At 27.2% G+C, this 23095-nt stretch carries 21 protein-coding genes; 17 read left to right on the forward strand and 4 right to left on the reverse strand.

What is annotated here, in order from left to right; all coding sequences use genetic code 11:
* Window positions 1-205 precede the first annotated feature (205 nt).
* A complete protein-coding gene (locus J2Z71_RS06715) occupies window positions 206-994 on the forward strand; it encodes an electron transfer flavoprotein subunit beta/FixA family protein (RefSeq protein WP_210061335.1) in 789 nt (262 codons plus the stop codon).
* Between the two features lie 4 nt (window positions 995-998).
* The gene (locus tag J2Z71_RS06720) at window positions 999-1994 is read left to right on the forward strand and encodes an electron transfer flavoprotein subunit alpha/FixB family protein (protein ID WP_210061337.1); all 996 of its coding nucleotides are present in this window, start codon (window positions 999-1001) and stop codon (window positions 1992-1994) included.
* 41 nt (window positions 1995-2035) lie between these two features.
* On the opposite strand, the gene J2Z71_RS06725 is transcribed toward J2Z71_RS06720, so the two are convergent.
* Both J2Z71_RS06725 and J2Z71_RS06730 read right to left on the reverse strand, forming a co-directional pair.
* The gene (locus J2Z71_RS06725) at window positions 2036-2632 is read right to left on the reverse strand and encodes a metal-dependent hydrolase (RefSeq protein ID WP_210061339.1); all 597 of its coding nucleotides are present in this window, start codon (window positions 2630-2632) and stop codon (window positions 2036-2038) included.
* An 84-nt stretch (window positions 2633-2716) separates the two neighbouring features.
* A complete protein-coding gene (locus J2Z71_RS06730; protein WP_210061341.1) occupies window positions 2717-3154 on the reverse strand; it encodes a CopY/TcrY family copper transport repressor in 438 nt (145 codons plus the stop codon).
* A gap of 180 nt (window positions 3155-3334) precedes the next feature.
* Between J2Z71_RS06730 and J2Z71_RS06735 the strand changes: the two genes are divergently transcribed.
* Both J2Z71_RS06735 and J2Z71_RS06740 read left to right on the forward strand, forming a co-directional pair.
* Window positions 3335-4411 (forward strand): M24 family metallopeptidase, encoded by a 1077-nt coding sequence (locus J2Z71_RS06735; protein WP_210061343.1) that lies wholly within the window; start codon window positions 3335-3337, stop codon window positions 4409-4411.
* A gap of 131 nt (window positions 4412-4542) precedes the next feature.
* Entirely contained in the window at window positions 4543-5892 is a 1350-nt protein-coding gene (locus J2Z71_RS06740) for an MATE family efflux transporter (RefSeq protein ID WP_210061345.1), read from the forward strand.
* Window positions 5893-5907: 15 nt separating this feature from the next.
* On the opposite strand, the gene J2Z71_RS06745 is transcribed toward J2Z71_RS06740, so the two are convergent.
* Entirely contained in the window at window positions 5908-6594 is a 687-nt protein-coding gene (locus J2Z71_RS06745) for a precorrin-2 dehydrogenase/sirohydrochlorin ferrochelatase family protein (protein WP_210061346.1), read from the reverse strand.
* 189 nt (window positions 6595-6783) lie between these two features.
* On the opposite strand from J2Z71_RS06745, the gene J2Z71_RS06750 reads away from it, so the two are divergent.
* The 10 genes from J2Z71_RS06750 to J2Z71_RS06795 all read left to right on the forward strand — a co-directional run bounded on the left by J2Z71_RS06750 (window position 6784) and on the right by J2Z71_RS06795 (window position 19657).
* A complete protein-coding gene (locus tag J2Z71_RS06750; RefSeq protein ID WP_210061348.1) occupies window positions 6784-8799 on the forward strand; it encodes an S-layer homology domain-containing protein in 2016 nt (671 codons plus the stop codon).
* Window positions 8800-8912: 113 nt separating this feature from the next.
* Complete coding sequence (locus J2Z71_RS06755; RefSeq protein ID WP_210061349.1) at window positions 8913-10118, forward strand: S-layer homology domain-containing protein; 1206 nt, start codon at window positions 8913-8915, stop codon at window positions 10116-10118.
* Window positions 10119-10162: 44 nt separating this feature from the next.
* On the forward strand, window positions 10163-10858 hold the full coding sequence (locus J2Z71_RS06760) for a tRNA threonylcarbamoyladenosine dehydratase (protein ID WP_210061351.1): 696 nt from the start codon (window positions 10163-10165) through the stop codon (window positions 10856-10858).
* Between the two features lie 54 nt (window positions 10859-10912).
* Window positions 10913-13123 (forward strand): DNA helicase PcrA, encoded by a 2211-nt coding sequence (gene pcrA / locus J2Z71_RS06765; protein WP_210061356.1) that lies wholly within the window; start codon window positions 10913-10915, stop codon window positions 13121-13123.
* Complete coding sequence (ligA, locus tag J2Z71_RS06770; protein ID WP_210061357.1) at window positions 13123-15129, forward strand: NAD-dependent DNA ligase LigA; 2007 nt, start codon at window positions 13123-13125, stop codon at window positions 15127-15129. The genes pcrA and ligA overlap by 1 nt, the downstream gene beginning before the upstream one ends.
* A complete protein-coding gene (gene gatC, locus J2Z71_RS06775; RefSeq protein WP_210061358.1) occupies window positions 15119-15400 on the forward strand; it encodes an Asp-tRNA(Asn)/Glu-tRNA(Gln) amidotransferase subunit GatC in 282 nt (93 codons plus the stop codon). Before ligA ends, gatC begins: the two co-directional genes overlap by 11 nt.
* Window positions 15401-15410: 10 nt before the next feature.
* Complete coding sequence (gene gatA, locus J2Z71_RS06780; RefSeq protein ID WP_210061362.1) at window positions 15411-16859, forward strand: Asp-tRNA(Asn)/Glu-tRNA(Gln) amidotransferase subunit GatA; 1449 nt, start codon at window positions 15411-15413, stop codon at window positions 16857-16859.
* Entirely contained in the window at window positions 16859-18283 is a 1425-nt protein-coding gene (gatB, locus tag J2Z71_RS06785) for an Asp-tRNA(Asn)/Glu-tRNA(Gln) amidotransferase subunit GatB (RefSeq protein WP_210061363.1), read from the forward strand. The genes gatA and gatB overlap by 1 nt, the downstream gene beginning before the upstream one ends.
* A gap of 47 nt (window positions 18284-18330) precedes the next feature.
* Window positions 18331-19035 (forward strand): alpha/beta fold hydrolase, encoded by a 705-nt coding sequence (locus J2Z71_RS06790; protein ID WP_210061365.1) that lies wholly within the window; start codon window positions 18331-18333, stop codon window positions 19033-19035.
* Window positions 18998-19657, forward strand: coding sequence for an alpha/beta fold hydrolase (locus tag J2Z71_RS06795; protein ID WP_210061367.1), 660 nt, complete (start codon window positions 18998-19000; stop codon window positions 19655-19657). The genes J2Z71_RS06790 and J2Z71_RS06795 overlap by 38 nt, the downstream gene beginning before the upstream one ends.
* A gap of 22 nt (window positions 19658-19679) precedes the next feature.
* On the opposite strand, the gene J2Z71_RS06800 is transcribed toward J2Z71_RS06795, so the two are convergent.
* On the reverse strand, window positions 19680-20102 hold the full coding sequence (locus tag J2Z71_RS06800) for a PPC domain-containing DNA-binding protein (RefSeq protein WP_210061369.1): 423 nt from the start codon (window positions 20100-20102) through the stop codon (window positions 19680-19682).
* A gap of 132 nt (window positions 20103-20234) precedes the next feature.
* Between J2Z71_RS06800 and J2Z71_RS06805 the strand changes: the two genes are divergently transcribed.
* From J2Z71_RS06805 to J2Z71_RS06815, 3 genes are all read left to right on the forward strand, one after another.
* A complete protein-coding gene (locus J2Z71_RS06805) occupies window positions 20235-20804 on the forward strand; it encodes an HDIG domain-containing metalloprotein (RefSeq protein WP_210061372.1) in 570 nt (189 codons plus the stop codon).
* Between the two features lie 86 nt (window positions 20805-20890).
* Window positions 20891-21562, forward strand: a complete 672-nt coding sequence (locus J2Z71_RS06810; RefSeq protein ID WP_210061374.1) for a response regulator transcription factor — start codon at window positions 20891-20893, stop codon at window positions 21560-21562.
* Window positions 21546-22979 carry a sensor histidine kinase gene (locus J2Z71_RS06815; RefSeq protein WP_342590810.1) on the forward strand — a complete coding sequence of 478 codons (1434 nt, stop codon included), beginning with the start codon at window positions 21546-21548 and terminating at the stop codon, window positions 22977-22979. The genes J2Z71_RS06810 and J2Z71_RS06815 overlap by 17 nt, the downstream gene beginning before the upstream one ends.
* Window positions 22980-23095 lie beyond the last annotated feature (116 nt).

The raw sequence follows: 23095 nt of genomic DNA on the forward strand, positions 1-23095 counted from the left end.
GCTCATTTTTTACGCCTTTTGAGGCGTAGCAAGTAAAAAAGGGCCTTGTGCCCGTAAATTAAAAACCACCGGCTAGGCCGGTGGATATTTATTTAATATTACTATTTAGTATTAAATAATAATATTAACTATACTAATATTTAATAGAATTTATTTTTAAGGGTATAATAAATATTAAGATAAAGACATTAGAGGAGGTATTATTTTGGAATATCTAGTTTGTATAAAACAAGTTCCGCAAGTTTCTAAAATGAAAATAGATGAAAACAATAACTTAATAAGAGAAGGTGTAAAAAGCATTGTAAATCCAGCTGATTTAAATGCTTTAACTTATGCTTTAAAATTAAGAGATAAAACAGGTGGCAGAGTGACAATATTAACTATGGGACCACCTAGTGCAGATGAAGCTTTAAGAGAATGTATTGCTATGGGAGCAGATAGAGGATTTATTGTAAGTTCAAGAGATTTTAAAGGATCAGATACTCTTGCAACTAGTTATACATTAACTATGGGAGTTAAATATTTAGGTGATTTTGATATAATTTTCACAGGTACACAGACTATTGATGGAGATACAGGACAAGTTGGTCCAGAACTTGCTGAAAATCTCAATATAAATCAAATAGGCTATGTTAAAGAAATAGATTTTGAAGATGGAAAAATTATTGCAACAAGAGAAAGTAAAGATGGAATGCAAGTAGTAGAGGCAAAAATTCCAGCTCTTGTAAGTGTTGTAAGAAATGCAAATGAAGTAATAAAACCTAGTGAAGAAGATTTTGAAAAAGTTAAAGATATGACTTTTGAAATATTAAGCCCAGAAGATATTTTAGCTGATAGTTCAAAAATTGGAATTAGTGGTTCTCCTACTGTAGTAGTTGAAGTATTTCCTCCAGAAGAAAAGAAAACAGGAGTGATGATTCAAGGAAAAGATACAGAAGATAAAGTTAATCAACTTGTGAAGATTTTGGAAGAAAAAACAACTTTAGGATGGTGAGAACATGGATTATAAAAATATTTTAGTTGTAATTGATAAAAATAAGTCAAATGGTGAAATTACAAATTTATCTAGAGAACTACTTGCAAAAGCTAGAGAAATGGCAGATGAATTAGGCGAAAAAGTAATATCTTTAGCTATTGGAAATAATATGAAAGATATTGCTAAAGAAGCAGTATTTTATGGATCAGATAAGTCTATTTATGTAGATGATGAATTATTAGAAGATTATACAACAATTCCATATACAAGAGTTTTAGATGAAATTATAGATAAATATATGCCAATGGCTGTATTAATAGGTGCAAATACAGATGGACGTGATTTAGGTGGTAGAATTTGTGCAAGAAGACAAATTGGACTTGTTGCAGATTGTTCTGATATAGAACTTACAGAAGATAAAAAAGATATTAAATGGATAAGACCTACTTTTGATGGTAAATTATTTTCAGATATAAGAATTTCAAGTTTTCCAAAAATAGGAACTGTTGCATCGGGAGTATTTAAAGGTGCAAAAAAAGATGAAAGTAGAGATGCAGAAATTATAAAAGAAAATATAACTTTACCTGAAGAAGATATACTTACTATTGTAAAAGAATTTATAAAATATCCACAAAAAGAAAAATCCCTTTCAAATTGTGACATTATAGTAAGTGGGGGAATGGGAATAGGAGAAAAAGAAAATTGGCACTTAATAGAAGAACTTGCAGATGCAGTTCATGGGCTTGTTGGTGCTACAAAACCTGTATGTGATATGGGCTGGGTTCCTGTTGAAGATCAAATTGGATCAACAGGTGTAAGAGTTGCACCAAAACTTTATATAGCTGTTGGAATATCAGGTGCAATACAACATATTGCAGGAATAAAAAAATCAGATATTATTATAGCTATTAATAATGATCCTGAAGCACCAATTTTTAAACATGCACATTATGGTTTAGTTGGTGATTTATTTGAAGTTGTGCCAATGCTTACTAAAAAAATAAAAGAATTAAATTAATATAAATAAAAGACTGTAGAAAAATCTACAGCCTTTTTTATTTAAATTTTAAAGATTTCAAAATTTACAAATAATAGAAATAATGAATATATAGTTGAGATTATAAATATTTTATTTTCTAACTTTCCACCAGTTTTAATTGTAATAGGTGCAGAAAATCTTTTCTTTAAAGGATAAAAAATCTGTAATCCTCTTGGATTGAAAAAATCTGCAATTAAGTGAGTTATATATCCAATTAAAAATCCATAGTAAATTTCATTTAATAAATATTTTTCGCTTATTATTTTTACGACTATACTTGCTAGAAAAAGCCCCAAAAAACTATGGGTAAAAGTTCTATGACTTGAATATCCAAGTAGTATTAATACTATTCCAAGAGGTAGAAATATTTCATTATCACTAATAAAGTGAAAATATATAGAAATACAACCTAAGGTAAAGTATAGAATAAATTTAGAAAATCCATTTTGAAATAATAAAATTTTTTGATTTAATTTAGCTTTTGGATGATCTAAATCTGGAATAAGTGAACTAATTAAAGAAAAAGCAAGTATTAAAGCTTTAGATTTAATTGGTAAATTTGTCGTTAAAGTAAGTGAAGCAGTTGCTCCTAGTGCTAAATGTGTTTTGCCTGTCATAAAATCTCCCTTGTTGATATTTTAAAGTATTAATTATAAAGTAAAAAGAACATCTATTCAAGGGAAGTATTAATAATTAAAGTGTTATTTGTGATTACAAGTACATCTTCCAAATTTTTCAATACAATTACATTTAATATTGTTATTAGCTTCTTTTTCAGAAAGAGTTGTTTTTAAATCCTCTATGTCTTTAGAACTAAGCTCATTAGATTCTATTAAATATTTAATCATTTTTCCAATACCCTTACTACATATTTTATAAGCTGCATCATTAAAAATAGCCTCTTGAGCTTCTTTTTCAGTCATAAGTGGAATATAAATATTTTTATTTCCTTCTTTTTTTACAATAAGTACATTTTTATCTACAAGTCTTGCAAGCATTGTTTTAATAGTAGTAGGTTTCCAACTATTAGTTTCTGAAAGAATATTTATAACATCTCTACTAGTTGTGTTTTTGTAGGACCAGATAACTTTCATAATATCTAGTTCAGCATTAGAAATATTTAACTTTTTTTCTTCCATAATATACCTCCTAAAGAAAATGACTACATTTGTAGTCTAATTATTTAAATTATATATTCTTTTTAAAAAAAGTCAATATAATTTAAGTTATGTAATTAATATATTTAATCTCTAAATAAGTAAAATAAGAGCTTTTATATGGTATAATGCAATTATAATTTAGAAAGGGTGAATAATATTATGAATGAAAAAAGATTAGAAAAAGTTTTAGAAAAGATGAAAGAAGACAATTTAGATCAACTTTTACTTTGTGATCCTTCTTCGATATTTTATTTAACAAATAAATGGATTTACCCTGGAGAGAGAATGCATATTCTTAGCATTGTCTCCAATGGCGATGTTAAGTTTTTTGTAAATAAACTATTTCCTATAGAAGAAGATTTAGGTGTTGAAATAGTATGGCTTGATGATACAGATGAACAAATTAAAATTTTGTCTGATTATGTAATACCTAGATTTGTAGGTGTAGATAAAGATTTATCTGCTAAGTTTTTAATTCCTATTATGAATGTAGTAGATGATGCAGATTTTATAGTTGGTTCTTATATAATAGATAATTTAAGAGCTATAAAAGATGAAGATGAAATAGTAAATATGAAAAAATCCTCTAGTTTAAATGATAAAGCTATGGAAAAGATGAAAGATAAATTAAGTTTAGATTTATCTGAAAAAGAGATGGGTAGATTTCTTGCAGATACATATGAAGAGCTTGGAGCTAGTGGTTTTTCCTTTGATCCTATAATAGCTTATGGGAAAAATGCATCAAATCCACATCATGAAAATGATGATTCTAAAAAAGAGATTGGAGATTCAATAGTTGTAGATATGGGATGTAGATATTTAGATTATTGTTCTGATATGACTAGAACTTTCTTTTATAAGGAAGTAAGTGATGAAGATAAAAAAGTATATGATACAGTTCTTCTTGCAAATTTAAAAGCAATAGAGAAAATTAAACCAGGAGAATTATTATCAAATATAGATAAAGCGGCAAGAGATGTAATTGAAGAAGCAGGTTATGGAGAATACTTTACTCATAGAACAGGACATTTTATAGGTCTTGAAACTCATGATAAGGGAGATGTATCTTCAGCAAATCACAATATTTGTGAAGTTGGAAATATTTTTTCTATTGAACCAGGTATATATATTCCAGGTGGAGTAGGAGTTAGAATAGAAGATCTTGTACTTGTAACAGAAGATGGATGTGAGATTTTAAATTCTTATCCTAAAGAACTTCAAATTATTAATAATTAAATAAAAGACAATAGACGTTTTGTTTAAATACTTAACGTCTTTTTTATTTAATATAGTGACTTTTATATTAAACTAATATAATATTTAAGATAGTTTAATAAATATAAAAATATTGTTAATTAGGAGGAAAGATGGAAAAAAATAAACTTGGAACTGAGAATGTAAAAAGCCTTCTTATTTCACTTGCAATTCCAGCTATAATAGGACAACTTGTAAGTCTTATATATAATATAGTAGATAGAATATACATAGGAAGAATAAGTGATATTGGCTCAACTGCACTTACTGGTGTTGGAGTTTGTGCACCACTTTTAATAGTTATATCAGCCTTTGCAGTTTTAGTTGGAATAGGAGGAGCTCCAAGAGCCTCTATTAAAATGGGTGAGGATAAAAAAGATGAAGCAGAAGATATTTTAGGTAATTGTTTTATTACTCTTGTATTAATTTCTGCAATACTTACGATTTTATTTTTTATATTTAATGAAAGATTACTTATTTTATTTGGTGCTAGTGAAAAAACTCTTCCCTATGCACTTGAATATATGAATATATATACTGTAGGAATAATATTTGTATCTATAACTATAGGACTTAATCCCTTTATTACAGCTCAAGGTTTTGCAAATATTAGTATGATGACTATTTCAATAGGTGCTATATTAAATATTGTACTAGATCCGATTTTTATTTATGGACTTAATATGGGAGTTAAAGGAGCTGCTCTTGCAACTACAATATCTCAAGGAGTATCTGCAATATTTGTAATGTATTTTTTATGTAAGAGATCTAATTTGAGAATTAAAAAAAAGAATTTTAAATTAAAAAAATCTATTATGATTCCTGTATTATTTCTTGGATTATCACCTTTTGTAATGCAAATAACAGAAAGTTTTTTAATGATTGCCTTTAATGCACAACTTCAAGTATATGGTGGAGATTTAGCCGTTGGAGCAATGACAATAGCAACTACTGCAATGAATTTTATATTTTTACCTTTATCAGGTATAACTCAAGGTGCTCAGCCTATTATGAGTTATAATTATGGAGCAAAAAATAAAGAGAGAATGAAAGAAACCTTTAAATACTTAGTAAAGGCCGCTATGACATATAGTGTTTTATTCTTTTTATTTATTATGATATGCCCAAGATTTTTTGCATCACTTTTTACAAAGGATAAGGAATTAATAGAAATAACAGTAAAAGGACTTAGAGTTTATTTAGCTGGGGCTATAGCAGTTGGAGTTCAAACTTCTTGCCAACATACATTATTAGCTTTAGGAAATGCTAAGACTTCGCTATTTTTAGCACTTCTTAGAAAAATAGTCCTTTTAATTCCATTAATTTATATATTACCAAGATTTTTTGAAAATAAAGTTTTTGCAGTTTTTGTTGCAGAGCCAATAGCAGACATATTATCAGCAATTGTAACGGCTACACTTTTTTATAGATATTTTAAAAAAGTTTTAAATGAAATTAGCTAAAAGAAAAAAAGAGGATTAATCCTCTTTTTCTTTTTTGTCTTCTTCAGTTTTATTAAAGTCTTCAATAATTTCTTCTGCTTCTTTTTCACGATCTTTTAAATCATTTTTTAAATCTTCAAGATAATTATTTAAAGTTATTTTTTCGCTATTATAAAGTTCTCTTATAGTTTTATCAATATTAAGAGCATTTCTTTTAACAAGTTCTTTTCTTATTTTATTTAATATTAGTATTTTTTCGCCATTATATCCATCTAAAAGTTTTAAAATATCTTCATATACAATTTCAGTTATAGTTGGATTGATGCCATTTGTAGTTATTCCAACAGTTAAACCTTCCTTAGAAAGGGTCTTATTCATTAGAAGTGTTGAATTTGAAATAATATCGCATCTTTCATAGGGGATTTTGGATTTTTCAGCTCTTTTTTCAAGGGCATAATTTAAATCAAAACTATGAGTTGCTATTATTAAGTAATCATATCCAAAGAAAACAAAATTTTTATCTATTGTTCCTTTTTTAAGTAATACTCTTTCAGAATGCTCATCAGAAAGTTTAAAAATTTCTTCTATAAAATCCTCAGAAATTACATATATTTTAAATTCTGAATCAAGAAGTCTTTTTATTCTGTCATAGGCCATTAATCCACCGCCTATTACAAGAACTGTTTTATTTTGTGTATCAAAGCTCATTGGTAAGTAACGCATAATATTCCTCCTTACTATATAAATACCTAAAACTAAAATATAATAACATATTCAGTTACAAATTATAAGAAAATGTTAACATAATGTTTCTAAAATGAAGTAATTGCAATAAAGTTGTAATATGGATTGATATTTTCTTATGTTATAATATGGGTAAGTTAGAATTTATTTTGAATGGAGGTATAAAGAATGAATTCAAAGAAAATTAATAAAGCGCTGTCTATTGGACTTTGTGCAGCTGCTCTAGTACCAAGTGTTGTTTCAGCTAAAGAGTTTAAAGATGTGAAACAAAATGGGGGATTTGCTTGGGCATATGAATATATAGATGAGTTAAGTGATAAAGGTATAATAGACGGATATCCAAATGGAAATTTTGAACCAGATAGACCTGTTAGTTTAGAAGAAACTTTTCAATTATTAAAGGGAATTATAAATCCATCTAGCTCTGAGATAAAAGATGCTGTAAGTAAATATGGAAGTCTTTGCGATGATATGGGAGTTTCATCATGGGCTAAAGAACCAATATCAGTAGCATTATCAAGAGGAATCATTACAGATTATGATTTAAAACAAGCTAAAGATAAAGATTTACTTGGACCAAAGAGAACAACTTATCCAGATAGAAATACTGTATCTGTATATTTTGCAAAGGGATTAAATTTATCTGAATCAGGAGATGAATCTCTTTTAAAACACAATGATAAAAATTCTATTCCAAATGTAACTAAGGGATATTTAGCATCTCTTGTAAAAGCAGGTATTTTTGATGCTACAGGATCTAATGGATATTTCAAAGGAGATAGACATATAAGAAGATCTGAAATGGCAAAAATTACTAAATTATCCTATGACCATGCTAAAAATGTAGGAATTGATCTTGAAGAAAAGACAATAGATGGAAAAGTAATATTAGCTACTACATTAAATAATTTAGATACTATTATTACAGAAAAAGACAATAAGAGATCTCAATTTAGAGTTGATTCAAGTACTATATATAAAATGAAAGACAAAACTGTTTCATTTAAAGATATTAAACCAGAACAAGAAGTTAAAATAACTTATGTTAAAAATGGTGATGATACAGTAACTGGACTTGCTAAGAAAATTGAAATTATAAATTCAGAGAAAAATCTAATTGGATATGTAACTGATTCAACTTCAGATAGCTTTACAGTAAAATATAAAGAATATGATAAAGATAAACTTGAAACAACTGAAGATAAAATTAAAACAACTGACAATGCTAAATTTAAATTAGAAAAAGATGCAAAAATTTATAAATATGGCAAAAAAATCAACGAAAAAGATTTAAAAGTTGATGATATTATTGAATTTGCAACAAATGCAGATGGCGATGTAAAAGAAGCTTATGTATATCCTGAAAAAGGATCTGTAACTGGAAAAATTACAGATATAACTGAGGGAACTTCATCAAAAAGAGAAACTATAACATTAAAACTTGATGATGATAAGAAATACACTTTCTATGGAAAGAAAAACAAAGATAAAGATAGTGACAATCCATTCTACTCATCTAAATCTGATAGCTTATTTAAAGATTTAAAAGAAGGAAGAGAAGTAACTCTTCAATTAAATTATAAAATAGTAACTAAAATTGGAAAAGAAAATACATCTGATTATGTACTTGGAAAAATTACAGAGGCAAAAGAATATGATGAATCAGAAAGAGGAAGAATTGGTTATATAAAAATTGAAACTAATAAAAATAGAGAAGAAAAATATTATATAACTAAGGACACTAAATTTAAAGATGATACATCTTCTGCTAAAAATCCTCAAAGAAGAATTGAAGATTTAAAAGGTGAAACTGTTAAACTTGTTTTAGATGGAGATGACATTGAAACTCTTACAAAAATTGACAAAAACAGTGCTATTGATGCAGTAGCTCAAATAGTGAGAACAAAAACAGATGATAAAGGATATCAAAAAGAATATACTATTAAAATTCTTGATAAAGGATATGGAAATGTATCAAGAGGAGATAAATTCACATTTAAAACTGAAAATGACTTTGATAAATGGGAAGTTATTAGAATCACTGGTCAAATGTATAAAGGTGATTTAGAAGAAATATATATTGAGCATATTGAATATGAAGATGAAGAATTAGATAGATACAATGATTTTAATTATTCTGCAAGTAAAAAAAGCAGTAATGACTATAAAATAAAGTGGAGTTAAACTAAAATAAAAGGGCACTGGAAACAGTGCTTTTTTTATTGTAAGATTTGGGTAATATCTAAGTATAAGAGATTGAAATTATGTTATAATTATAAGACAAATGGGAGGATTTAATGAAAAAAAATATAAATAAGATTACTTCAATTGTACTATTAAGTACATTTTTAATTAGCAATTCAGTTTATGCTAAAAGTTTTAGTGATTTAAGTAAAAAAGGTGACTATCAATGGGCTTATAGCGCAGTAGATCAACTTTCAAATAAAGGTGTTTTTGGGGGATATCCAGATGGAACATTTAAACCACAAAGACCTGTAAGTTTTTTAGAAATTATGCAAGTAATAAAAAATATTAAAAATCCAAGTAGTGAAGAGTTAAAACTTGCAAGAGATGAATTTTCTAAAATTACAAAGAGTAATAAAGTGCCTTCTTGGGCAGAAGATGCAATAAACTATGCATTATATACAAATATTATTACAGAAAAAACTTTAAAATCTGCTGTAAATAGAGGATTTATTCAAGAGGGAAAAGTTGTATTTCCTGATAGAAACTCTGTAACTGTCTATTTTGGACGTGCTTTTGGTTTTTCTGGAAATGGAGATAAATCAAAATTAAAACACAAGGATTTAAAATCAATTCCTGAATCAACTAAGGGATATTTAGCAGAGCTTGTAGATGCAAATATATATGCTGCTACAGGATCAGATGGATATTTTAATGGCAAAAAATATATAAGACGTGCAGAAGTTGCAGTTGTTGCAGATAAGGCGATTAATTATTTAAATGATAATCAAAAACCTGAGGAAAAAACAGAAGATTATAAGACAGAAGATTTAACTGTTGGTTTAATTGAAGATGTAAAAGAAATAAAGGGAATTGTTGAAAAAATTTATAGTAATAGTATAAAAATAGATGGTATTTCCTATGGTTTTAATAAAGATAATATAAAAATAAATGATGAAACTAATTTATATAGGGGCGATTTAGAATCTTTAATAGGATCAGAAGTTTTAGTTAAAGTTTCAAATAATAATATAAATAGTATTAATATATTAAGTATGAAAGAAAATAATAAAGAAGAAAATAACAATAATTCAAATAATGAAATACCAATAAATATAAAAGCAAGAGTAATAAATTCTAAAGAGACAAATAGAGATGATTATGAAATTTCAGTTATAGTTATTGTTTCAAATTCTGAGGAGTTTGTAGCAGGAAGTGAAATAGTAGTATATAGTGACAAAGATTATCTAGAAAATGAAATTGTAGATATTTCTGGATTTGAAATAAATGGAGAAATTAAAGATTTAGGAATAAAATAAAAATATTGGTGAAGGGAAACCTTCACCTTTTTGTTGAGGTGCTTATGGATAGATTTAATAGAACAGAAATGATTATAGGTAGTGAAAATTTAGAAAAGCTAAAAAATTCAAATATTTTAGTTTTTGGACTTGGTGGAGTTGGTGGAAGTTTATGTGAATCTCTTGTAAGAGCTGGAGTTTCAAATATTTCAATAGTTGATAGAGATATAGTAGATGAGACAAATATAAATAGACAAGCTATTGCAACAGAAAAAACTATAGGTATGAAAAAAACTGATGCAATGGAAGAGAGATTAAAATCAATTAATAGTGAAATAAATATTAAAAAATATAATGTGAATTTATCTAGTGATACAATAGATGAATTTAATTTTGAAGAATATGATTATATTGCAGATGCAATAGATACTGTAAGTGCTAAAATTTTACTTGCTGAAAAAGCAAAGGAAAAAAATGTAAAATTAATAATGTCTATGGGAATGGGAAATAAGTTAGATCCTACAAAAATTGAAGTTGCAGATATTAGTAAAACTTCAGTATGTCATTTGGCAAGGGTTTTAAGAAGAGAGTTTAAAAAGAGAAATATTAAAGATATTAAAGTAGTATATTCAAAGGAAGAGGCAAGAAAACCATTATTTAAACTTGAAAATGAATCTACACCTGGTTCTATGTCCTTCGTTCCTCCAGTATGTGGAATGGTTATGTCAAGTGTAATAATAGGGGATTTAATTGCTCTATAATATTGGAAAAAATCTCTAGTTAATATATAATAATTAGATGAAATGGGGTAGACGATGAATTATAATAATTTAAATGATAGACAAAATGAAGCACTTCTTCAAACAGAGGGGCCTCTTTTAATTCTTGCAGGTGCAGGATCAGGTAAGACTAAAGTAGTAACAAGCAAAATAGCCTATTTAATAGATGAAAAGAAAGTCTATCCATCTAAAATTTTAGCAATTACATTTACAAATAAAGCCGCAAATGAAATGAAAGAAAGAGTAGCTTCTCTTATAAATGTAGATGTAGATGCAATGTGGATTGGAACTTTTCATTCTATATGTGTACGTGTACTTAGAAGAAATATTGAAAAAATTGATTATACTTCAAACTTTTCCATATATGATAGAGATGATCAAATAACAGTAGTTAAAGAAGCTATAAAAGAACTTGATGTAAATAAAGATGTTTATAAACCAAGGGGAATTATAGAGGTTATATCTAAACAAAAAAATGAAGGTGTAACACCTGATGAATATATAAATCAAAATTACTCTAATTTATATGATAGAAATACTGGTGAATTATATAGAATTTATGAGAGAAAATTAAAGGAAAATAATGCCTTAGATTTTGATGATTTAATATTAAAAACAGTTGAGCTACTAGAAAAAGATGAGGAAGTTAGAAATTATTATCAAGAAAAATTTGAATATATATTTGTTGATGAATATCAAGATACTAATACTTCACAATATAAATTAATTAGACTTTTTTGTAGAAAAGATCCAAACCTTACAGTTGTAGGAGATAATGACCAATCTATTTATAAATGGAGAGGTGCTGATATTTCAAATATTTTAAATTTTGAAAAAGATTTTAAAGATGCAAAAGTAATTTTACTTGAACAAAATTATAGATCTACATCAAATATATTAAATGTTGCAAATGAAGTAATAAAAAATAATCCAAATAGAAAAGATAAAAAACTTTGGACTAATAAAAGTGAAGGACATAATGTAGAGTATAAGGAATTTAATCATTCTTTTGAAGAGGAAAAAGGTGTAGTTGAAAAAATTCTACATTTAAATTATAGAGGATATAATTATAAAGATATGGCTATTTTATATAGAACTAATGCTCAATCAAGAGGATTTGAAGAGAGATTAGTTCGTGAGAAAATTCCCTATAAAATAGTTGGAGGACTTCGTTTCTATGACAGAAAAGAAGTAAAAGATGTAATTGCCTATTTAAGAGCTATTCAAAATCCAAATGATGATGTTGCTATTACTAGAATTATTAATGTGCCAAAAAGAGGTATAGGAACATCTTCAGTAGATAAACTTAGTGAATATGCAACTAGAAATAATATGAGTTTATATAATGTAATAAATACATTAGAGGACAATGAAGAGTTAAATTTAAGAGCAAGAAAAAATATAAAAGAATTTTCAAATTTAATAAATTTATTAATAAATAAAAAAGAAGAACTTAGTATTTCTGAACTTATAAGTAGAGTTTTATATGAATCAAAATATATAGATGAACTTGAAAAAGAAAATACTATTGAAGCAAAAACTAGAATAGAAAATATAAAAGAGTTTGGTTCAACTGCAATTTCCTTTGAAAAGGACAATGAAGATGGAACTTTAGAGGATTTCTTATCAGGAGTATCACTTTTATCTGATGTAGATAAAACATCTGATGCTGAAAATGGAGTTAAACTTATGACAATTCATGCTGCTAAGGGACTTGAATTTAAAACAGTTTTCTTAGTTGGAATGGAAGAGGGACTATTTCCATCAGGAATGTCAATGGATAGTGATGAAGAAATTGAAGAGGAAAGAAGACTTTGCTATGTAGCTGTAACAAGAGCTGAGGAAAGACTTTTTATATCTTCTGCAAAAAATAGGACTCTTTATGGAAAGACAAACCCAACTCTTAGATCTAGATTTATTGATGAGATGAATAATACTATTGAAATAGAAGAGGTTGAAGATAGTAAAATTAAAAGATCTAAAAATTTAGTAGAGGTTAAAGACTTTATAAATTATAATCCTAAAAATACAATACAAAAACCTAAGAAAATAAATGAAGAAACTAAAAAAGAAAAACCTTCATTAGATGTGAGTATTGGTGATACAGTAAAGCACAAAAAATGGGGAGAGGGTATGATAGTTGCCAAAAATGCAAAGGGAGATGATTTTGAAATTGTAGTTTCCTTTGATGGAAAGGGACTTAAAAAATTAATGCTTTCCTTTGCGCCAATAGAAGTGGTGAAATAATGAGCAGTTCAAATGTAGAAAATAAAATGATTAATTTAATAAAAAAGATTGATGAATTAAATTATCACTATTATACATTAGATGAGCCTTTAGTAAGTGATGCTGAATATGATAAACTTTATGATGAGCTAAGAAAACTAGAAAAAGAAAATAATATAGTTTTAAAAAATTCACCTACAAATAGAGTAGGTGGAGAAGTTTTATCTAAATTTGAAAAACATACTCATTTAGGAGCTTTGTATTCTATGGATAAGGCTCAGGATTATGAAACTATAAAATCTTGGAATACAAGAAATTTAAGATTAATCCAGCAGTATAATGAAACTCATGTAGATAAACTTCCAGAAGTTGATTATGTAGTAGAACTTAAATTTGATGGGCTTACTATTAATTTAACTTATGAAGATGGATTTTTAAAAACAGCATCAACAAGGGGAAATGGTCTAATAGGAGAAAAAATTCTTGAACAGGTTAAAACAATATATTCAGTTCCATTAAAGATTGACTATAAGGGATTAATAGAAGTTCAAGGAGAAGGGCTTATGCCTTTTAAATCCTTAGAAGAATATAATAAAACTCATGAAGAACCTCTTAAAAATGCGAGAAATGCAGCAGCAGGTGCTCTTCGAAATCTAGATCCAAAGGTAACTCGTGAGAGAAATCTAACGGCTTATTTTTATAATATAGGATATATTGAAGAAAATATTTTTAAAGATGATATAGAAATGAAAAATTTTCTAAGAAAAAATGGATTTAAGGTTTATAATATTAATAAACATTGTAAAAATCTAGGAGAAGTTTTTAGTGAAATTGAAAAAATTGGTGAAAATAGAAATAATCTTCCAATTCTAATAGATGGAGTTACTATTAAAATCAATGATATAAAAACAAGAGAGATACTAGGATTTACAAATAAATTTCCAAGATGGGCTATTGCATATAAATTTGAAGCAGAAGAAATATCAACAAAATTAATAGATGTAATTTGGAATGTAGGAAGATCTTCAAAGGTTACTCCAACTGCAATACTTGAACCTGTAGATATTGGTGGAGTTACAATTCAAAGGGCAACTCTTAATAATTATGATGATATTTTAAGAAAAAAAGTTAAACTAAATTCAAGAGTTTTAATTAGAAGATCAAATGATGTAATTCCAGAAATACTAGGTGCTCTTCCAACTGATGAAGAAACTATAGAAATAGAAAAGCCTACACATTGCCCAGCTTGTGGTGCAGAGTTATTTCAAGATGGAGTTCATATATTTTGTCCTAACACATTATCTTGCACACCTCAGCTTGTAGCAAGGCTTGTGCATTTTGCATCAAGAGATGCAATGGATATTGAAGGGCTTAGTGAAAAGACTATTGAAAAACTATTAGAAGAATTAAATGTGTCTGAAATTGCTCAAATATATGAACTTAAATATGATGATATAATAAAGCTTGAGGGATTTAAAGAAAAAAGAACTAATAATTTATTAAATGCAATAGAAAAAAGTAAAAATAGAGAGCTTACAAACTTTATATATGCTCTTGGAATTGCAAATGTTGGAATAAAAACTTCAAGAGATCTTGCTAATCACTATGAAAGCTTTCAGGCTTTAAGAGAGGCAAAGGAAGAAGAACTTATAAATATTGGAGATATTGGACCAATTACAGCTTATGAAATTGTAGAGTTTTTTAATGATCTAAATATTAAAAACTCAATAGATAAATTATTAAGTCTTGGAGTTAAACCTTATTTTGATAAGAAGGAAAATATAGAAAATTATTTTACAGATAAAAAAATAGTATTAACAGGTGCTTTAAAAAGACCTAGAAAAGAATTAGAAGAAATACTTTTATCAAGAGGAGCAAAAATTTCTTCTTCAGTTAGTAAAAATACAGATCTAGTAGTAGTAGGTGATTCTCCTGGTTCAAAATACAAAAAAGCATTAGAACTTGGAGTTGAAATTGTAAATGAAGAAGAATTAAAGGAACTTTTAGGAGGGGAAAATGAAGATTAGTGAAATTAAGCATATTGCAGATATAGCTAAAATTGATTTTACAGAAGAAGAGCTAATGGGATTTGAAAAAGACTTTTCTGAAACAATGGAACTAATAGATAAAATTAGAGAAATTGATACAGAAGGGGTTAAAATAACTTTCCATGTTAATGATACAGAAAATAATTTAAGAAAAGATGAAGTTATAGAGACACTTTCACAAAAAGAAGCTACAGAAAATACTGTTGATGAAAAGTATGGTTACTTTAAAATAGTTAGATTTGTTGAATAGGAGGAATATTTTGAAACTTACAGAATTAAAAGCAACAGACCTTATAAAGGGTTATGAAAATAGAGATTTCTCCTGTGAAGAAGTAGTAAGAGAATATCTTAAAAATATTGATGAAAAAGAAAAAGAAATAAATGCCTATGTCACTGTAATGGCAGAAGATGCTATTGAAAGTGCAAAAAAAGTTGATGAAAAATATCAAAATAGAGAAGAACTTGGAATACTTGCAGGAATTCCAGTAGGAGTAAAGGACAATATTGCTGTAAAAAATGTAAAGATGACTTGTTCTTCAAAGATGCTTGAAAACTTTGTAGTTCCCTATGATTCAGTTGTATCTGAAAGACTTAAAAAAGAAGACTCTGTTATAATTGGAAAGACAAATATGGATGAGTTTGCAATGGGTGCTACTACTAAGACTTCTTATTTTGGAGTTTCTAAAAATCCGCTAGATACATCTTTAGTAGCAGGAGGATCATCAGGCGGATCAGCAGCAGCTCTTGGAGCAGAAGAATGTGCTCTTGCAGTTGGAACTGATACAGGTGGATCAACAAGACAACCTGCAAGTTTTTGTGGACTTGTTGGAATAAAACCAACTTATGGCAGTGTTCCAAGATATGGAATTTCTACTATGGCAAATACTTTTGATCAAGTTGGATCTTTTGGTAAAGATGTTGAAGATGCCTATTTATTACTAAAAGCTCTATCTGGAAAAGATAAAAGAGATGCAACATCAACTGGAAATATTTCACTTACTGATAATATAGATTTTTCAAATGATGAAAAAGCAGTTGAATATTTAAAAGATTTAAAAATTGCAATTCCACAAATGTATATAGATATGAATTTAAATAGTAGAGTTAAAGATGATTTTAATAAGGCAATTGATGTATTTAAAGAAAAAGGTGCTCAAATTGAAATTGTTGAAATGGACTCAATTAAAAATGTAATAGAAACTTACCATATTTTAACAAATGGAGAAATAGCTTCTAATATGGCTAGATTTGATTCTTTAAGATATGGTCATAGAACTAAAGAATATGATACTTATGAAGAAATGTTTAAAAAATCTCGTTCAGAAGGATTTGGTGACGAGGTAAAAAGAAGAATAATGATAGGTACTCATATATTAAGTTTAGATCTTGCAGAAGATTATTATTATAAAGCTCTTAAAGTTAGAACTTTAATAAAAGAAGAATATGAAAAAATCTTTAAAGATTTCAATATGGTGCTTTGCCCAACTGTTCCAGTTCTTCCATTTAAAATAGATGAAGAAATGAGCCCAGTTGAAATGTATCAAGCAGACTTATTTACAATTCCTGCTAATATGACTGGATCTCCAGCAATAAGTATTCCAATGCCAAAATTAGATGGACTTTCTGTTGGAATAGAGTTAACAGGAAGAAGATTTAAAGACCAAGAAATAATTAAAGCAGCACTAGGATTTGAAAGGAGCGTGAAATAATGGGCTATAGAACAATAGTAGGACTAGAAATTCACGTAGAATTATCAACTAAAACTAAGGCATTTTGTTCATGCTCAAATGAATTTGGTGGAGAGCCAAATACAAGAGTATGTCCAGTTTGTCTAGGACTACCAGGAGGACTTCCTGTATTAAATGAAAATATAGTTAAATATGCAGCAATGGCAGGAATGGCTCTTAACTGTGAAATTCAAAAGAAATCTAAATTTGATAGAAAGAATTATTTTTATCCAGATTTAACAAAGGGATTTCAAGTAACACAAGATGATATGCCAATTTGTCAAGAAGGTTATCTTGAAATAGAAGGAGATAATGGTCCTAAGAAAATTGGAATATTTCAAATTCAAATGGAAGAAGATACAGGAAAATCTCTTCACTCAGAAGAACAAGATACATTAATGGACTACAATAGATGTGGAGTTCCATTAATTGAAATTGTATCAAAACCAGATTTAAGTTCAGGAAATGAAGCTAGATTATTCCTTGAAAAGTTAAAATCTACACTAAGATTTATTGGCGTATCTGACTGTAAAATGGAAGAAGGATCACTAAGATGTGATGTCAATGTAAATATAGAAGATGAAGAAACAGGAAAAAGAACTGCTGTAACTGAAGTTAAAAACCTAAACTCCTTTAGAGGAGTAGAAAAGGCAATTGATTTTGAAGTTAAAAGACATATTGAACTTTTAAAAAATAATGAAGAAGAAATTAGAACTACTAGAAGATGGGATGATGCTAAAAATGAAACTGTACTTATGAGAGTAAAATATACAGTTGCTGATTATAGATTTGCCCCAGAAGGAGATTTACCTCCAGTAGTTTTAACTGATGAATATATTGGAAATATAGAAAATGAACTTCCAGAATTACCAGAAGCTAAGAAAAATAGATTTGTAAAAGAATATAATATTCCAGAATATGATGCAGAAGTATTGACATCAACTAAGGAATTATCACATTTTTATGAAGAAGTTGCAGATCATTTTGATGACTTTGCAATGATTTCAAACTGGGTAATGACAGAAGTATTAAGAAGAGTTGAAAATATTGAAGAATCTTTTGAACTTCCTTTTGAAGCAAGTGATTTAGCAGAACTTTTAAAGACAATTAAAAAAGGTTCAATAAATAATAATGCTGGTAAAAAGGTATTAAGAGAAATGTTTGAAACTGGAAAAAAACCACTTGATATAATTGAAGAAAAGGGACTTGTTCAAATATCAGATACATCTGCAATAGAAGAAATTGTAGATAAAGTATTAGGAGATAATCCTCAATCTATAGAAGATTTTAAAGCTGGAAAAGATAGAGCATTAGGATTTTTAGTAGGACAAGTTATGAAAGCATCAAGAGGAAAAGCAAATCCTCAAGTTGTAAATAAATTACTTCAAGAAAAGTTAAATAGTTAATAAAAGTCCACTCTTGTGAGTGGATTTTTAAATTGGGAGATAATATTATGAAGATTAAAATAAATGGAATAAATTTAAACTATGAAAAAATAGGACAAGGATATCCATTAATAATGCTTCATGGAAATAATCAGAGTCTAAAAATTTATAAAAAACTTGCAAGAAAATTAAAAAGATATTTTACAATTTATTTAATAGATAGTAGAAATCATGGTAAAAGTGATTATTCAGAAGAGTTTTCCTATGAAATTATGGCTGATGATGTGAAAAATTTTGTAGAAAAGTTAAATTTAGAAAATCCAAATATAATAGGTTTTTCAGATGGAGCAATAGTTGCTACAATTACAGAGATAAAATATCCAAAAACTTTTAATAAAATGGCTCTATTAGGAATTAATTTATCTCCAAGGGATATTCTTCACAAAGAATATATTAAAACTAAAATATTAAGTAAGATTATAAAATCAAAGAAAATTAAATTGATGTTAAATGAACCAAATATAACAGCGGAAGAACTTTCTAAAATAAAAGCTAAAATGTTATTTGTAAAAGCTGAAAATGATATTTTTAAAGAGGAAATGTACGAAAAAATTAAAAAGTCATGTAAAGATGCAAAATTTTTAACTATTACAGGTCATAATCACAGTAGTTATATAAATAATGAAGATATAATATATAAAGACTTGTTAGAATTTTTTTATGAAGGAGACATAAATGATAATAGAAGTAAATGGGATAAGTTTAAATTATGAAAAATTAGGGCAGGGATATCCATTAATAATGCTTCATGGCAATGGAGAGAGTTTAGAAATTTTTAAAAAATTAGCTAAAAAATTAAAAGCACATTATGAAATATATTTAATAGATAGTAGAAACCATGGTAAAAGTTCTTCAACTAAGGAAATATCCTATGAAGATATGAGAGAAGATATTTATGAATTTATTAAAAAATTAAATATAAAAAAACCTAATGTTATAGGATTTTCAGATGGAGCTATTGTATCTTCAATGATTGAGATTAAGTATAAAGATACTTTTAATAAGATGGCACTTCTTGGTATTAATTTATCGCCTAGAGATTTTAAGGATAAAATATATAGTATAATGCTTGAAAAATTTAAAAATTCAAATAATCCTTTAGAAATTTTAATGCTAAATGAACCAAATATAAATCTAGAGGAACTATCTACTATAGATAAAGATGTGATGTTTTTTTATGGAGATTATGATTTATTTAAAGACTCACTTTATGATAAATTAAAAAAAGCTCTTCCAAAGGCATATCATAAAAAAATGATAGGTTATGATCACTCATCTTATATTAATAATAAGGATATTATCTATGATGATTTAATAAAATTTTTTGAAAATTAAAAGACTCCCATGGGAGTCTTTTTTAGAATTTTAAAACATTAAGTCCAACATTTTCATCTTTTTGTCTATTAATATTTCCATCTACAATATCAATAAATAATTCACAAGCTCCACTAATTACACATTTATCAAGATGTCCTCCAAAAGTTTTTTGATTTCCATCTGAAAATGTAATATGCATATGAGCATAGTGTTTATCTCCTAGCATTGTAAGATTTCCAGAAAAATTAGTAACTTCGTAGTAGTCATTATTATAAGTATTATGTTCATACTTCTTTGTATCTGTATTAAATAATCCAACTACAATATCATCAGATGCGCCAATACCAGTAATACTTCCAAGTTTAATATTCTCTTTTTCTGCAAATTTTAAAACTGATTCAATTACTTCTTCGCCTTTATCAATTCTTAAAACAGCTTTATCTTTAAAAACTTTACCTTCCATTTCAATTATTCCTTTCTTTTAGATTATTTTATTTATTCCCAAAAAGTGCTCTAATTATTGATTAGTATTATAAAATTATTAATAATTTTAAGTTTGTAGTATAATTAAATAAAAAGTATAGGAGAGTGTGTTATGAAACCTACAAGAGAAGAAGCTTTAGAATTATTACTTGAATATAATGAAAGTGAAGCGTTAATTCAACATGCAAAGCAAGTTGAGGCTGCAATGATGCATTTTGCTTCATATTTTGGTGAAGATGTGGAAAAATGGGGCATAGTAGGTTTATGTCATGATTTAGACTATGAAAAATACCCAGAGGAGCATTGTATAAAAACAAAGGAAATATTAGAAGAAAATAATTGGCCAGAGGAATATATAAGAGCTATTATTTCTCATGGATGGGACTCATGTGTTGATGTTAAACCAGAATCTCTAATGGAAAAGACACTTTATACAATAGATGAACTTACAGGAATAATAAATGCAGCTTGCCTTTTAAGACCTAGTAAGTCTGTACTTGATTTAAAATTAAAATCTCTTAATAAAAAATTCAAAGATAAAAAATTTGCAGCAGGCTGTGATAGAGATATTATTTTAAATGGAATAGATATGCTTGAAATAGATAAAAATATAATATTTGAAGAAACTATAAAGGGACTTCAAGAAAGAGCAGAAGAGTGTGGGCTTAAAGGAAACCTTTAAAAATTAATTTAGTTAATATAATTTCATCTTGTATTCACAAAGCTATATTAGTATTAATTAGATGAATTTTAAATAGGAGGAAGACATTGTTTAAAATATTAGTTGTAGATGATGAGGCGAAAATTAGAGAAGTAATTAGAACTTATGCAGAGTTTGAAGGTCATAGTGTCTTTGAAGCATCTGATGGTCTTGAAGCTATTGAAATGTGCAAAGAACAAGATTTTGATGTAATTGTAATGGATGTTATGATGCCAAGACTTGATGGTTTTTCATCATATAAAGAGATTAAAAAGAATAAAGAAATTCCAGTTTTAATGTTGTCAGCACGTGGTGAGGAATATGATAAATTATTTGGATTTGAAATAGGTATAGATGATTATGTTGTAAAGCCTTTTTCTCCTAAGGAGTTAATGGCAAGACTTAATGTAATAGTAAAAAGACATCAAAAAACAGTGGAAAATGAAATACTTGAATTTGAAGGACTATCAATTGATTTAGATGGAAGAGTTGTATTTGTAGATGGCGCTAAAGTTGATATGACACCAAAGGAATATGATCTTCTTGTATTTTTAGCAACAAATGAAAATATTGCTTTGTCAAGGGACAAACTTTTAAATAAGGTTTGGGGATATGATTTTTATGGTGATGATAGAACTGTAGATACTCATATAAAAATGCTTAGAAATTCAATAAAGCAATATAGAAAATTTATAGTTACAGTAAGAGGAATAGGTTATAAATTTGACACAAGAGGATAAATTAATAAAAGTTGATAGAAATAGTATAATGTTTAAATTCTGGAAATATTTTTCAGGATTTGCAGCAATTATATTAATAGCTCTTTGGCTACTTCAAATTGTATTTTTAAATAATTTTTATGAATCTATGAAAATTAGAGAAGTTACTAAAATAGGTAACTATTTAAGAAGTGAATATAATAGTCCTGATTTTGAATATCAAATTTTAAATTATTCTCAGAAAAAGGGAATGAATATTGAAGTTATTGATGAAGAAGGACATTTAATATATCCCTTTAACTGGGTTGAGGCTCTATTTAAACCTAAAGTTATGGATGAACAAACTTTTAATGAGTTTTTCTCAAGTATAATAAATGGAAAAGAAAAATATAGAGTCTTTGTAGTTAAATTTCCAAATCTTGAAAATCCCACATTAGTTTATGCAGGATATTTAGGACTTACTGATGATGTTAAATATTATATAACAATAAAGACATCTTTAGATCCAGTAGATTCAACTATAGATATACTTAAAAAAATGCTTATAATTGTATCGATATTGTCTCTTGGAGTTTCTGTTGTTTTATCATATTTTATGTCTAAAAGACTATCTAAACCACTTGTAGATATGTCGAAAACTGCAAAAAAACTTGGAAGTGGTAATTATGATATATCTTTTAGAAAAGGTGATTATACAGAAATTGATGACCTTGCAGATACTTTAAATTATGCAACAACTGAACTTACTAAGACTATTGAGATGAGAAAAGATTTAATAGCAAATGTATCTCATGATTTAAAAACGCCACTTACAGTAATTAAGTCCTATGGTGAGATGATAAGAGATATTTCTGGAAATAATGAAGAAAAAAGAAATGAACATATAGAAACTATTATAAGAGAGTCAGATAATTTAACTACTCTTGTAAATGATCTTTTAGATTTATCAAAAATGGAATCAAATTTAGAAGAGATTAATTTTATACCAGTAGATTTAAAAAACACTACTGCAAAAATTGTAAATAGGTTTGAATTTCAAAAAGAAAAAGATGGTTATGTATTTAATTTAGACTTTAAGGGAGATTGTATTGTACTAGGAGATGAGAAAAAACTAGAACAAGTAATTTATAATTTAATAAATAATGCAATTAACTATTCAAAAGCTGAAAAAATAATAACTATTAAAATTGAAGAAAAAGATAATAAAGTTAGATTTGATTGTATTGATAAGGGAATTGGAATAAAAGAAGATGAATTAGAAGATATTTGGGAAAGATTTTATAGAGTTCGTGACAATCACACAAGACCAAGTGTAGGAACAGGGCTTGGACTTTATATTGTAAAAAATATATTAGAACTTCATAATTTTGAATATGGAGTTAATTCACAGCTAGGAAAAGGGTCTGATTTTTACTTTATAGCAGATACAGTTAAATAAATTACAAAAAACAAAGGACTAAAGGGAAAACTATTTAGTCCTTTATTTTTTAAGGGTTGGGACTATAGTCCCTAAATATTTTTTTCATGAATAAATGTGGAAGATAAGTCATAAAT

It is taken from the genome of Peptoniphilus stercorisuis, assembly GCF_017874395.1.
Lineage (GTDB): Bacteria > Bacillota > Clostridia > Tissierellales > Peptoniphilaceae > Anaerosphaera > Anaerosphaera stercorisuis.